Consider the following 11,889-nt stretch of genomic DNA (forward strand, 5'->3'; position numbering starts at 1 on the left):
GCAGCGATGAGCGATATCGGCATTCTCGAGCGCGACACCGAAGGCCAGTTCGGCGATTACATCGCCCTGCTGAAGCCGCGGGTCATGTCACTGGTGGTGTTCACCGCCTTCGTCGGTCTGGTCGTGGCGCCCGTGGGGGTGCATCCCTTCGTGGGTTTCGTCGCGGTGCTGTTCATCGCGTTGGGGGGCGGGGCCTCGGGCGCGCTGAACATGTGGTATGATGCCGACATCGACCGGCTGATGCGCCGCACCCAAAGCCGCCCGATCCCCGCAGGTCGGGTGACCGAGGGCGAGGCGCTGGGCTTCGGGCTGGCGCTGGCGGGGATTTCCTGCGTGATGCTGGCGCTGGCGGCCAATATCTTTGCCGGGCTGTTTCTGGCCTTCACGATCTTCTTCTATGTTGTCGTCTACACTATCTGGCTGAAACGCGCGACGCCGCAGAACATCGTGATCGGCGGCGCCGCCGGGGCGTTCCCGCCGATGATCGGCTGGGCGGTGGCCACGGGCGGCATCAGCATGGAATCGCTGGCGATGTTCGCGATCATCTTCCTGTGGACCCCGCCGCATTTTTGGTCGCTGGCGCTGTTTATGAAGGATGACTATTCCAATGCGGGTGTGCCGATGCTGACGGTGACGCATGGCCGCCGGGTGACGCGCGGGCAGATCCTGCTCTATACGCTGATCCTTGCGCCTGTGGCGGTGGGCACTGCGTTCACCAGCATCGGCGGGCCGGTCTATCTGGCCGTGGCTCTGGTGCTGAATGCGCTGTTCATTCGGGGTGCGGTCCGGCTGTGGCGGCGCGACGAGGCCGCCGCCCTGGCCGAGAAATACGCCACCGAAAAGCGGTTTTTCTATTTCTCGCTGCTCTATCTGTTCGGGCATTTTCTGGCGCTGCTGGCCGAAAAAGGCCTGAGCCTGTTCGGCATGGGGGGCTGGTGATGGCTTTTACGCGCGATCACGAATTGCACCGCCGCCGGTTCGGCCGCAATGCCGGGCTGGGGCTGGTGCTGATCGGCTTCGTGGTGCTGGTCTTCGGGCTGACCATCGTCAAGGTGCAGCGCGGCGACAAGATGCAGGCCTATGACCACCAGCCGCGCGTCAGCATGCTGCCTGCGTCCGACCCAGCGCCTGCGCGGCCTGCGAAAATCGCCCCCGGCGCGCCGATCGGACAGGTGAGCGAATGACCGCCCCGGCCCGCTCCAACCGCCGTATCGTGCTGCAACTGGTGGCCGTCATCGTGGTGATGGGGGCGGGGGCCTGGGCTGCAGTGCCGTTCTACGACTGGTTCTGCCGCACCACCGGCTTTGCCGGCACCACGCAGGTGTCGCAGGCCGGGTCCGACGTGATCCTGGATGAAACCGTCACCGTGCGTTTCGACGCCAATGTGGCGCGCGGCATGCCGTGGAAATTCCGCCCCGTGCAGAACGAGATGACCCTGCGCATCGGCGAAACCGGGCTGGCCTATTTCGAGGCCTACAACCCCACCGACCGGGTCGTCGCGGGCACGGCCAGCTATAACGTCGCCCCCGATCTGGCGGGTGGGTTCTTCGACAAGATCGAATGCTTCTGCTTTACCGAACAGGTGCTGCAACCCGGCGAGCGGGTCGAGATGCCGGTCTCGTTCTTCGTCGATCCGGCGCTGGTCACCGACCGGGATGCGGGCCGCATCCGCAATATCACGCTGTCTTATACTTTCTTTGAAACCGATCTGCCTTCGCAGCAGGCCGCGCTGGCGCCCGTTGCGAAGATCCCCGTCAACTGAGGCCGACAGGACAACCCAAATGGCGCATGCAAAGAACCACGACTATCACATCCTGCCCCCCTCGATCTGGCCGCTGCTGAGCGCGCTGGGGGCGTTTGTCATGCTTTTCGGGGCGGTGATGTGGATGACCAAGGTCACCCCCTTCATCTTCTTCGCGGGGCTGCTGCTGGTGCTGTATTGCATGTATGGCTGGTGGTCCGACGTGGTGGCCGAGGGCGAGCGGCACGAACACACGCCGGTGGTTCGCATCGGGCTGCGCTATGGCTTCATCCTGTTCATCATGTCCGAGGTGATGTTCTTTGCCGCCTGGTTCTGGAGCTTCTTCAAGCACGCGATGTATCCGATGGGGCCCGAAAGCCCGGCGGTCGACGGGCAATGGCCGCCCGCCGGCATCGAAACCTTCGACCCCTGGCATCTGCCGCTGATCAACACGGTCATCTTGCTGTTGTCGGGTGTCACGCTGACCTGGGCGCACCATGCGCTGGTGCATGAAAACAACCGCAAGGACGTGAAAAACGGTCTGATCCTGACGGTTCTGCTGGGGGCGCTGTTCACCTGCTTTCAGGCCTATGAATACAGTCACGCGGCCTTTGGTCTGGCGGGCAATATCTATGGCGCTAACTTCTTCATGGCGACGGGGTTCCACGGTCTGCACGTCATCATCGGCACGATCTTCCTGCTGGTCTGTCTGATCCGGGTGATGAAGGGCCAGTTCACCCCGGACGAGCATGTCGGCTTCGAGGCTGCGGCCTGGTACTGGCACTTCGTCGATGTGGTGTGGCTCTTCCTCTTTGCTTCGATCTATATCTGGGGCAGCGCGTAAGCGCCCCTTGGCGCCCGGGACATGCGCGCGGCGCGGGGGGCAACCTTCGCGCCGCAATCTTTGGAGGGGCGATGAAACGCTATATCTTTCCGCTGATCCTGGGCGTGGTGGGCTGCGCGATCTTGCTGAACCTCGGGTTCTGGCAGTTGCGTCGTCTGGCCTGGAAAGAACAGATGCTGGCCGAGATTTCCGCGCAGATCGCGGGCCCCGCGCAGGATCTGCCCACCGAAGGCACCGATACGCGCGCACTGAAATACACGCCGGTGATGATGGCAGGGGCGACCACCGGCGCCGAAGTTCTGGTGCTGTCGGGGCAAAAGGGCGTGGGCCCAGGCTATGAGGTGATTTCGGCCTTCGAGACCGGCGAGGGGCGGCAGGTTCTGTTGGATCGCGGCTTCATCCCCGAGGCGGCGCGGCGTAGCCCGCGCCCGGGCACCGCGCTGATCGTGGCCGGCAATCTGCACTGGCCCGAAGAAACCGACAGCTACACCCCCGCGCCCGATCTGGCTGCGCAGGTCTGGTATGCCCGCGACGTGCCCGCGATGGCCGAACATCTGGGGACAGAGCCGGTTCTGGTGGTCGCCGCCCGGATCGAGGGCGACACGCAGGGGGTGACCCCGCAGCCGATTGCCATCACCGGCATTCCAAATGATCACAGAAACTATGCAATCACGTGGTTTTCGCTCGCAATCGTCTGGGCGGGGATGACAGCGTTCCTGTTGTGGCGTATCAGGCGGCAACAGATCTGAGGGTGACTGATGCGGTATATCTCGACCCGGGGGCAGGCCCCCGTGCTGACGTTCGGCGAAGCGATGTTGACGGGGCTGGCGCGCGATGGCGGGCTGTATGTGCCGCAAACCGTGCCCGCGATGAGCGCGGATGACATCACGGCGCTGGCTGGGCAAAGCTATGAAGAGGTCGCCTTCCGCGTGATGTTCCCCTTCGTGGGCGAAACCTTCACCGAGTCCGAACTGCGCGGCGCCATCGCGCGCGCCTATGCGGGCTTTGGCCATGTCGCGCGCGCGCCGCTGGTGCAGCTGGATCAGGGGCATTTCCTGCTGGAACTGTTCCATGGGCCCACGCTGGCATTCAAAGATTTCGCCATGCAGATCATCGGCCAGCTCTTTCAGATCGAACTGGCCAAGCAGGGCAAACGCATCACCATTGTCGGCGCCACCTCGGGCGATACCGGTTCGGCCGCGATCGAGGCCTTCAAGGGCCTTGAAAACGTCGATGTCTTCATCCTGTTCCCGCATGGCCGCGTCAGCGAGGTGCAGCGCCGTCAGATGACCACCCCGCCCGAGGCCAACGTGCATGCGCTGGCGCTGGATGGCACCTTCGACGATTGCCAGAACCGTCTGAAGGACATGTTCAACCATTTCGAATTCCGCGATGCGGTGGGGTTGGCGGGTGTCAACAGCATCAACTGGGCGCGGGTTCTGGCGCAGGTGGTCTATTACTTCACCGCCGCCGTCAGCCTGGGCGCGCCGGGTCGCAAGATCAGCTTCACCGTGCCCACCGGCAATTTCGGCGACATTTTCGCGGGCTTCATCGCGCGGGAAATGGGCCTGCCGATCGACAAGCTGGTGATCGCGACCAACCAGAACGACATCCTGCACCGCTGCCTGACTACGGGCGAGTATCGGATGGACGGGGTGAAACCCTCGATCAGCCCGTCGATGGATATTCAGATTTCCTCGAACTTCGAACGGGCGCTGTTCTGGGCCTATGGCCGCGACGGCGCCGCCGTGGCGCAACTGATGGACGAGCTGAAAACCGAAGGCGGCTTCCGCGTCAGCCAAGGCGCGCTGCAGGCGCTGCGCGAGGTCTATGTCTCGGGGCGGGTGTCCGAGGACGAGACCAGCGAAACGATCCGCGACGAACTCGCGCGTTCGGGTGAATTGCTGTGCCCGCATTCGGCGGTGGGCGTGCGCGTGGGCGCGGCCCATGTCGCGGCGCCGGTACCGATGGTGACGCTGGCCACCGCGCATCCGGCCAAGTTCCCCGATGCGGTCGCGGCTGCGACGGGCATTCGCCCCGGCCTGCCGCCTCGGATGGCCGATCTGTTCGATCGCCCCGAGCGGGTGACGCGCGTGCCCAACGATCTGGCCGCGCTGGAAGCGCTGATCGAAGAGGGACGGCGCAAGTGATCCAGACGACGACGCTGCCGAACGGTCTGCGGATCATCACCGAAGCGATGCCGGGGCTGGCCTCGGCCACGGTGGGCATTTGGGTGACTGCGGGCGGGCGCCACGAACGCCCCGAACAGAACGGGATCGCCCATTTCCTGGAACACATGGCGTTCAAGGGCACCCGGACCCGCACCGCGCTGCAGATCGCCGAGGCGATCGAGGATGTGGGCGGCTATATCAACGCCTATACCTCGCGCGAGATGACGGCCTATTACGCCCGCGTGCTGGGCGGCGACGTGCCGCTGGCGCTGGAGGTGATTTCCGACATCGTTCTGAACCCGATCTTCGATCCGCGCGAGATCGAGGTCGAGCGGCATGTGATCTTGCAGGAAATCGGTCAGGCGCTCGATACGCCCGACGACATCATCTTCGACTGGCTGCAAGAGGCCGCCTATCCCGATCAGGCGATGGGGCGCACGATTCTGGGCCCGGCCGAACGGGTGCAGGCCTTTGGCCGCGCCGATCTGGCAGGATTTGTGGCCGAACATTACGGCCCCGATCAGATGATCCTGTCGGCGGCGGGGGCGGTCGATCACGACGCCATCGTGAAACAGGCCGAAGCCGCCTTTGGCGGGCTGTCGCCGGTGGGGGCGCATCCGGTGCAGGGCGCGCTGTGGCAAGGGTCCGAACGGCGCGAGGTCAAGGATCTGGAGCAGGTCCATTTCGCGCTGGCCTTCGAGGGCCCGGCCTATCGCGACGCCGATCTTTACACCGCGCAGGTCTATGCCACCGCGATGGGCGGCGGCATGTCGAGCCGGCTGTTCCAGAAGATCCGCGAGGAACGCGGCCTGTGCTATTCGATCTTTGCGCAGGCGGGCGCCTATGACGACACCGGCATGGTGACGATTTATGCCGGCACCTCCGAGGAAGAAATCGGCGCGCTGTGCGGCCTGACCGTGGACGAGCTGAAACGGGCCGCCGACGACATGTCCGAGGCCGAGGTGGCGCGCGCGCGCGCTCAGATGAAGGCGGGCATGCTGATGGGGCTGGAAAGCGCCTCGAGCCGGGCCGAGCGGATGGCGCGCAACCTGTCGATCTGGGGCCGGGTGCCGGGGCTGGAAGAGGTGTCGCAAAAGATCGACGCGGTCAGCTGCGAGGCGGTGCGCGACTATGCCGGACGGCTGGCGGCCTCGGGGCGCTCGGCGCTGGCGCTTTACGGCCCGGTCGGCGATGCGCCCGCGCTGGAGGCCCTGCGCGACAGGCTTGCCAGCTGATGCTCGGGCGGCGTCGGAAGCCCTCGGTAGAGACGGCGCGGATGGTGCTGCGCCTGCCGATGCATTCCGATTACCGCGACTGGGCCTTGCTGCGCGAGGAAAGCCGCGATTTCCTGACCCCGTGGGAGCCCGCCTGGGCGCCCGACCATCTGGGCCGCAAGGCCTTTGCCGACCGGGTCTATTGGGCGGCCCGGGCCGAGGGCGCGGGCACTGCGTTGCCATTCTTCCTGATCCGCAAACAGGATGCGCGAGTGCTGGGGGCGATCACGCTTGACAGTATCCGGCGCGGCCCGGCGCAGGCGGGGACGCTGGGCTATTGGGTGGGGCAACGCTACGCCCGGCAGGGATATATGCGCGAGGCGATCGGCGCGGTGGTGGATTACGCCTTCAGCGTGCTGGACCTGAGCCGGATCGAGGCCGCCTGCCTGCCCGAAAACGTGGCGTCGCGCGGGGCGTTGGAAAAATCGGGCTTCAAATACGAAGGCGTCGCGCAGAGCTATTTGCAGATCAACGGGCGCTGGCGCAATCATGTGCTGTATTCCAACCTGCGCCCGGATCGGCGCGGGCGGACCGATATCGGCTGAAACGCATATGGCCCGCGCCGGGGGCCAGCCCCCGGACCCCCGGGATATTTCGGCCAGAAAGAAGAGGCAAAAATGCTGAACCCCGCAGATCAGGCCTTTGTTGCGCATCTGGCGCAGGCGGTGCCCGGGCTGTCGCTGGGCGCACCCGAGCCGCGCTATCTGGAAGAGCCGCGGGGGCTGTGGGAAGGGCGGGGCGGCGTGGTGGCGAAGCCCGCCGATACCGCGCAGGTGGCGGGGGTGTTGCGCGCCTGCCATGCCGCGCGGGTGGGGGTCGTGCCTTATGGCGGCGGGACCGGGCTTGTAGGCGGGCAGGTGCAGACCGAAGGCCCGGCGCCGGTGATCCTGAGCCTGGAAAAGATGGCCGCGGTGCGCGCGCTCGACGATCATGTGCTGGTGATCGAGGCGGGGGCGACACTGGCCGAGGCGCAGGCCGCCGCCGCCGCGCAGGGGCGGCTGTTTCCGCTGACCCTGGCCAGTCAGGGCACGGCGCGGATCGGCGGGTGCCTTGCGACCAATGCGGGTGGCGTCAACGTGCTGCGCTATGGCAATGCGCGCGAGCTGTGTCTGGGCATCGAGGCGGTGCTGGCCGATGGCACGGTGATCGCAGGGCTGCGGCGATTGCGCAAGGACAACACCGGCTATGACATCAAGGATCTGCTGATCGGGGCCGAGGGCACGCTGGGGGTGATTACCGCTGCCAGCCTGCGGCTGTTTCCGCAGCCTGCAAGCCTTGGCACGGCGATGTTCGTGGTGCCGTCCCCGGCCGCCGCGCTGGAGCTGCTGGCACTGGCCGAGGCGCGGATGCCGGGCTGTGTCAGCGCGTTCGAGCTGATCGCGCGGCAGGGGCTGGAGTTTCTGGACGAGGTCGGCCCGCCGGTGCATCAGCCCTTTGCTGTGCGCCCGGACTGGATGGTGCTGGTGGAAGTCGGCCTGCCCGAGGGGATCGACCCCGAAGAGGCTCTGGCCGGGCTGTTCGAGGCGGCGGGCGCGTTGGTCGAGGATGGCGTGATCGCGCAATCGGGCGCCCAGCGTGCGCAGATGTGGACGCTGCGCGAGTCCCTGCCCGAGGCGAACAAGCGGATCGGCTCTATCTCCAGCCATGACATCTCGGTGCCGCTGCCCGATCTGCCACAGTTCATCGCACAGGCCGGGGCGGCGGTGCGCACGCTGGGCGATTTTCGGATCAACTGCTTTGGCCACGTGGGCGACGGCAATCTGCATTACAACGTCTTTCCCGCGCCGGGGCGCAGCCGGGCGGAATATGCCAATCTGCGTGGCCAGGTGAAGGACCTGGTGCATGCGATCGTCGATGGCTTCGGCGGTTCGGTTTCGGCCGAGCATGGTATCGGGCGGCTGAAAGTGCCGGATCTGGAGCGGTATGGCGACCCCGGCAAGCTGGCCGCGATGCGGGCGATCAAGGCGGCGCTTGATCCGTTGGGCATCATGAACCCGGGGGCGGTGTTGCGCTAATCGAAAGGCGCCCCGCCGGGGGAGGCAGGGCGCCACACTTTTGGTTCACATGTTTGCAAGCAGCCGAACCATCAGGTCCGCTTGGGATAGCGTGATTCCGGTTGAGGAAAGGTTAGCGCCCCTCTCAAGCCCCGTCGAATTCGCACAGGACATTGACCTGCATGCCCAGGCCTTCCAGCAGCTTGCGCCCGCCCAGTTCGGGCAGATCGACGATGAAGGAACAGCCGACGATCTCGGCGCCCAGCCGTTCGATCAGCTTGATCGAGGCTTCGCAGGTGCCGCCCGTTGCCAGCAGGTCGTCGACCACCAGCACCCTCTCGCCCGGTTGCAGCGCGTCTTCGTGGATCTCCATGATCGCCTCGCCGTATTCCAGCTTGTAGGCCTGGCTGATCGTCTGCCCGGGCAGTTTGCCCTTCTTGCGGATCGGCACGAAGCCTTTAGACAACTGATGCGCGATCGCGCCGCCCAGAATGAAGCCGCGCGCCTCCAGCCCGATCACCTTGTCGATTTGCTGGCCCGCCCAGGGGTGCAGCAGCTGGTCGATCGCCATGCGAAACCCGCGCGCATCGGCAAACAGCGAGGTGACATCGCGGAACATGATCCCTTCATGCGGGAAATCGGCGATGGTGCGGATGTAATCCTTGACGGTTTTCATGGGGATCAGCCTTTCAGAACGCGGCCGGCGACGACCGAGAGTTTTGCCATCACACCGGCGTCACGTTTCCCCGGCGCGGTCATGATCGCACTGTCGAGCGCGCGGGTGCAGCCGCAGGGACATTCGCTTTGCGGCGCCGCCAGAAGCCCGGGCAGGGCCGCCACCAATGCGCGCGCCTTGTCGGCGTTTTTCATCGCGGTGGCAACCACCTGCGCCACGTCAACCGCGTCATGTTCGGGGTGCCAGCAATCGTAATCGGTGATCATCGCGACGCAGGCGTAGCAAATCTCGGCCTCGCGGGCGAGTTTGGCCTCGGGCATGCCGGTCATGCCGATCACATCGGCGCCCCAACTGCGATAGAGGCGGCTTTCGGCCAGGGTCGAGAATTGCGGCCCCTCCATCGCGACATAGGTGCCACCCTCGTGGACCTGAACGCCGGTGCCGCGCGCGGCCTGCGCACAGGCGGCGGACAGTCGTGCACAAGCCGGATGCGCGACCGAGACATGGCCAACGAGGCCCGGTTCGAAAAACGATTTTTCGCGCGCGAAGGTGCGGTCGATATATTGATCCACAATCAGAAAATCGCCCGGGGCATATGCTTCCTTCAGGCTGCCCACGGCCGAGACAGCAACCAGATCGGTCACGCCCATCGCCTTCATCGCATGGATATTGGCGCGGTAGGGCACGGTGGTCGGGGTATGCACATGGCCGCGCCCGTGCCGCGGCAGGAAGGCCATCTTCACCCCGTTCAGCGTGCCGGTGAAAACCTGATCCGAGGGCGCCCCCCAGGGCGTGTCGACGCTGATCCAGGCGGCGTTTTCCAGCCCGGCGATCTCGTAGACGCCCGAGCCGCCGATTACGCCGATCATCTTCTCCATGGGGTCCTCCTGCGCTGCACCGCCGCAAGACTAGGCCTCGCGCAGCGTGGTGAAAAGGGCATATTCATTGCCGCAGTTTTCACCCATAGTCGCCGCAAAACGGGACAGGCGGGCAGAGATTGGAAAACATTCGCGGATCGGTCTTGATGACGCTGGCCATGGCGGCCTTCGCCGTCGAGGATATGTTCATCAAAAGTGCGACGACGCGCCTGGCCGTGGGCGAGGTGCTGATGCTGTTCGGGCTGGGCGGCATGATCTGTTTCATGGTGCTGACGCGTGCCGCGGGGCAGCGGATCTGGCACCCGGCTGTGATCAGCCCGCTGTTGCTGATGAAGGCCGGGTTCGAGGTGGTGGGGCGGCTGGGCTACACGCTGGGCATCGCGCTGACGCCCCTGTCGAACGCCTCTGCGATCTTGCAGGCGACGCCGCTGGTGGTGGTCGCGGGGGCGGCGCTGTTCTTCCGCGAACGGGTCGGGCCGCGCCGCTGGGCCGCGATCGGACTGGGCTTCGTGGGGGTTCTGGTGATCCTGCGCCCGGGGATGGAGGGGTTTGTGCCCGCGGCGCTGTGGACGGTGCTGGGACTTCTGGGCTTTGCCGGGCGGGATCTGACGACCCGCGCGGCCCCCAAGGTGCTGTCGAATTTCCAGTTGGGTATCTACGGCTTTGCCGCGCTGATCCCGACGGGGGCGATCATTCTGGCCTTCAGCGGCACGCCCGCCCTGCCGGAAAGCCGAACGCTGCTGCTGATCGGCGGCGCGGTCCTGTTCGGCGTCGGCGCCTATTGGGCCCTGACGGCCGCCATGCGGATCGGCGAGGTCTCGGTGGTCACGCCCTTCCGCTACACCCGTCTGATCTTTGCGCTGATCATGGGCGTCCTGGTCTTTGGCGAGCGCCCCGATCTGGCGACGCTGGCGGGCGCCGGGCTGATCATCGCCAGTGGCATCTATACGCTGCTGCGCGGGGCACGCACATAATAGGGGGCGCTGCCCCCTCGCGGCTGCGCCGCTCACCCCCGGGATATTGGCCCCAGAGAGATGTGCAGGGCGGGGTCTTGCTTTCTTTCTGGTCGAAATATCCCGGGGGTCCGGGGGCAGGGCCCCCGGCCTCATCCACCGGGCGGACGATCCAGCTCAAACGTGTCGCGTTGCGTGGCATAGTCCTTGTAGCCCAGTCGGGTCAGCCGGTCGGGCGGGGCATAGCGCCCGTCCTTCAGGCAATCGGGGCGGATATGCACGCCCGTGACCTCGCCATGGATCAGGAAATTATGCGCGCCCAGAAGCGGGATCACCTGCACCAGGCGGCATTCGAGGCTGGCCGGGGCCGCGGCCACGCGCGGGCAGTCGATGGTCTCGCATTGCGCTTTCCCGATCCCGGCGGCGGTGAATTCGTCCTCGCCCGCGGCCAGAGGCGCCGAGGTGGCGCTCATTGCCCCGATCAGCGCCTCGCTTGTCAGGTTCACGCAAAACACCCCGGTTTCGCGGATCTGCGCCAGCGTGTCCTTGGTATCGCCCCGGTCCGGCTTGGCCGAGGTCGAGGCGAAGACCAGTTGCGGCGGGGTATAGGCGACCGCGTTGAAGAACGAATAGGGGGCCAGATTGTCGCCCAGGCTGCCGCGGGTCGAGACCCAGGCGATCGGGCGGGGGGCCACGATGGCATTGAACGGATTGTGCGGCAGGCCGTGGCCGTCTTCGGGGCGGTAGAACATCGCGGCTCCTTTGATTTGAACCTGACATTAACGCGTGTTAGGCGCGTTTTGCGAGGGATTCGCGGGGGATGGGCGCCGATGTATCAGCTTGAGGAAGAGTCCGAGGCCGACTGGTGGGAGGTCGAGGCGCTTTATGACCTGTGCTTTGCCCCCGGTCGCACGGCGCTGTCTTCCTATCGGTTGCGCGAAGGCGTTGAAAAGGTGCATCCGTTGTGCCTGACGCTGCGCGAGGATGGTGTTCTGGCTGCGGTGATCCGCTATTGGCCGGTCATGGTGGGCGGCAAGCGGGTGCTGTTGCTGGGCCCCGTCGCGGTGCACCCGACCCGGCAGGGCGAGGGGCTGGGCGGTATCCTGATGCACGAAAGCCTGGCCGAGGCGCGGCGTCTGGGCTGGGAGCGGGTGCTTCTGGTGGGCGATGCCCCCTACTACACCCGCTTCGGTTTTGAGAAGCTGGACGATGTCATCATGCCGCCGCCCACCAACCCCGACCGCGTTCTGGGGCTGGAATTGCAGCCCGGCGCCTGGGACGGCGTGCGTGGCCCGGTCGAGAAGATGCCGGAAAAACCCGCGCGCTGATCTGGTGCGACGTGCTGTCCCGTCCCATAT

14 protein-coding genes are annotated in these 11,889 nt (G+C 65.8%); 11 read left to right on the forward strand and 3 right to left on the reverse strand.

Going from position 1 to position 11,889, the window contains the following annotated elements; all coding sequences use genetic code 11:
- Positions 1 to 6 precede the first annotated feature (6 nt).
- The 9 genes from cyoE to P2G62_RS04190 all read left to right on the forward strand — a co-directional run bounded on the left by cyoE (position 7) and on the right by P2G62_RS04190 (position 8,045).
- Positions 7 to 939 (forward strand): heme o synthase, encoded by a 933-nt coding sequence (gene cyoE / locus P2G62_RS04150; RefSeq protein ID WP_275733605.1) that lies wholly within the window; start codon positions 7 to 9, stop codon positions 937 to 939.
- Positions 939 to 1,184 carry a hypothetical protein gene (locus P2G62_RS04155; RefSeq protein WP_275733606.1) on the forward strand — a complete coding sequence of 82 codons (246 nt, stop codon included), beginning with the start codon at positions 939 to 941 and terminating at the stop codon, positions 1,182 to 1,184. The genes cyoE and P2G62_RS04155 overlap by 1 nt, the downstream gene beginning before the upstream one ends.
- Entirely contained in the window at positions 1,181 to 1,762 is a 582-nt protein-coding gene (locus tag P2G62_RS04160; protein ID WP_275733607.1) for a cytochrome c oxidase assembly protein, read from the forward strand. Before P2G62_RS04155 ends, P2G62_RS04160 begins: the two co-directional genes overlap by 4 nt.
- Before the next feature lie 19 nt (positions 1,763 to 1,781).
- Complete coding sequence (locus P2G62_RS04165) at positions 1,782 to 2,585, forward strand: cytochrome c oxidase subunit 3 (protein ID WP_275733608.1); 804 nt, start codon at positions 1,782 to 1,784, stop codon at positions 2,583 to 2,585.
- Positions 2,586 to 2,656: 71 nt separating this feature from the next.
- Positions 2,657 to 3,334: an SURF1 family protein gene (locus tag P2G62_RS04170; RefSeq protein ID WP_275733609.1), complete on the forward strand. Its 678-nt coding sequence runs from the start codon at positions 2,657 to 2,659 to the stop codon at positions 3,332 to 3,334.
- 9 nt (positions 3,335 to 3,343) lie between these two features.
- Complete coding sequence (gene thrC / locus P2G62_RS04175) at positions 3,344 to 4,735, forward strand: threonine synthase (RefSeq protein WP_275733610.1); 1,392 nt, start codon at positions 3,344 to 3,346, stop codon at positions 4,733 to 4,735.
- The gene (locus tag P2G62_RS04180; protein ID WP_275733611.1) at positions 4,732 to 5,991 is read left to right on the forward strand and encodes a pitrilysin family protein; all 1,260 of its coding nucleotides are present in this window, start codon (positions 4,732 to 4,734) and stop codon (positions 5,989 to 5,991) included. The genes thrC and P2G62_RS04180 overlap by 4 nt, the downstream gene beginning before the upstream one ends.
- On the forward strand, positions 5,991 to 6,575 hold the full coding sequence (locus tag P2G62_RS04185) for a GNAT family protein (RefSeq protein WP_275733612.1): 585 nt from the start codon (positions 5,991 to 5,993) through the stop codon (positions 6,573 to 6,575). Before P2G62_RS04180 ends, P2G62_RS04185 begins: the two co-directional genes overlap by 1 nt.
- Positions 6,576 to 6,647: 72 nt before the next feature.
- Positions 6,648 to 8,045: an FAD-binding oxidoreductase gene (locus P2G62_RS04190; protein WP_275733613.1), complete on the forward strand. Its 1,398-nt coding sequence runs from the start codon at positions 6,648 to 6,650 to the stop codon at positions 8,043 to 8,045.
- Between the two features lie 124 nt (positions 8,046 to 8,169).
- Here the strand turns inward: P2G62_RS04190 and P2G62_RS04195 are convergent, their stop codons facing one another.
- Together P2G62_RS04195 and P2G62_RS04200 are read right to left on the reverse strand one after the other, a co-directional pair.
- Positions 8,170 to 8,709, reverse strand: a complete 540-nt coding sequence (locus P2G62_RS04195) for an adenine phosphoribosyltransferase (RefSeq protein WP_275733657.1) — start codon at positions 8,707 to 8,709, stop codon at positions 8,170 to 8,172.
- Entirely contained in the window at positions 8,706 to 9,578 is an 873-nt protein-coding gene (locus P2G62_RS04200; RefSeq protein WP_275733614.1) for an S-methyl-5'-thioadenosine phosphorylase, read from the reverse strand. Before P2G62_RS04200 ends, P2G62_RS04195 begins: the two co-directional genes overlap by 4 nt.
- 119 nt (positions 9,579 to 9,697) lie before the next feature.
- On the opposite strand from P2G62_RS04200, the gene P2G62_RS04205 reads away from it, so the two are divergent.
- Positions 9,698 to 10,552: a DMT family transporter gene (locus P2G62_RS04205; protein WP_275733615.1), complete on the forward strand. Its 855-nt coding sequence runs from the start codon at positions 9,698 to 9,700 to the stop codon at positions 10,550 to 10,552.
- A 131-nt stretch (positions 10,553 to 10,683) separates the two neighbouring features.
- Here P2G62_RS04205 and P2G62_RS04210 read toward each other — a convergent pair whose 3' ends face one another.
- Positions 10,684 to 11,283 (reverse strand): flavin reductase family protein, encoded by a 600-nt coding sequence (locus P2G62_RS04210; RefSeq protein ID WP_275733616.1) that lies wholly within the window; start codon positions 11,281 to 11,283, stop codon positions 10,684 to 10,686.
- 78 nt (positions 11,284 to 11,361) lie between these two features.
- Here P2G62_RS04210 and P2G62_RS04215 point away from each other — a divergent pair, with 78 nt between their 5' ends.
- Positions 11,362 to 11,859, forward strand: a complete 498-nt coding sequence (locus P2G62_RS04215) for an N-acetyltransferase (RefSeq protein WP_275733617.1) — start codon at positions 11,362 to 11,364, stop codon at positions 11,857 to 11,859.
- The last annotated feature ends 30 nt before the right edge of the window (positions 11,860 to 11,889 follow it).

The organism is Paenirhodobacter sp. CAU 1674, assembly GCF_029222945.1.
Classification (GTDB): Bacteria; Pseudomonadota; Alphaproteobacteria; order Rhodobacterales; family Rhodobacteraceae; genus Rhodobacter.

Bases quoted from the DNA above. Each gene is read 5' to 3' on its own strand.
- P2G62_RS04190 (WP_275733613.1), top strand. From the start codon at position 6,648: ATGCTGAACCCCGCAGATCAGGCCTTTGTTGCGCATCTGGCGCAGGCG.
- P2G62_RS04215 (WP_275733617.1), top strand. From the start codon at position 11,362: ATGTATCAGCTTGAGGAAGAGTCCGAGGCCGACTGGTGGGAGGTCGAG.
- P2G62_RS04200 (WP_275733614.1), bottom strand. From the start codon at position 9,578: ATGGAGAAGATGATCGGCGTAATCGGCGGCTCGGGCGTCTACGAGATC.
- P2G62_RS04210 (WP_275733616.1), bottom strand. From the start codon at position 11,283: ATGTTCTACCGCCCCGAAGACGGCCACGGCCTGCCGCACAATCCGTTC.
- cyoE (WP_275733605.1), top strand. From the start codon at position 7: ATGAGCGATATCGGCATTCTCGAGCGCGACACCGAAGGCCAGTTCGGC.
- P2G62_RS04185 (WP_275733612.1), top strand. From the start codon at position 5,991: ATGCTCGGGCGGCGTCGGAAGCCCTCGGTAGAGACGGCGCGGATGGTG.
- P2G62_RS04170 (WP_275733609.1), top strand. From the start codon at position 2,657: ATGAAACGCTATATCTTTCCGCTGATCCTGGGCGTGGTGGGCTGCGCG.
- P2G62_RS04165 (WP_275733608.1), top strand. From the start codon at position 1,782: ATGGCGCATGCAAAGAACCACGACTATCACATCCTGCCCCCCTCGATC.
- thrC (WP_275733610.1), top strand. From the start codon at position 3,344: ATGCGGTATATCTCGACCCGGGGGCAGGCCCCCGTGCTGACGTTCGGC.
- P2G62_RS04160 (WP_275733607.1), top strand. From the start codon at position 1,181: ATGACCGCCCCGGCCCGCTCCAACCGCCGTATCGTGCTGCAACTGGTG.
- P2G62_RS04155 (WP_275733606.1), top strand. From the start codon at position 939: ATGGCTTTTACGCGCGATCACGAATTGCACCGCCGCCGGTTCGGCCGC.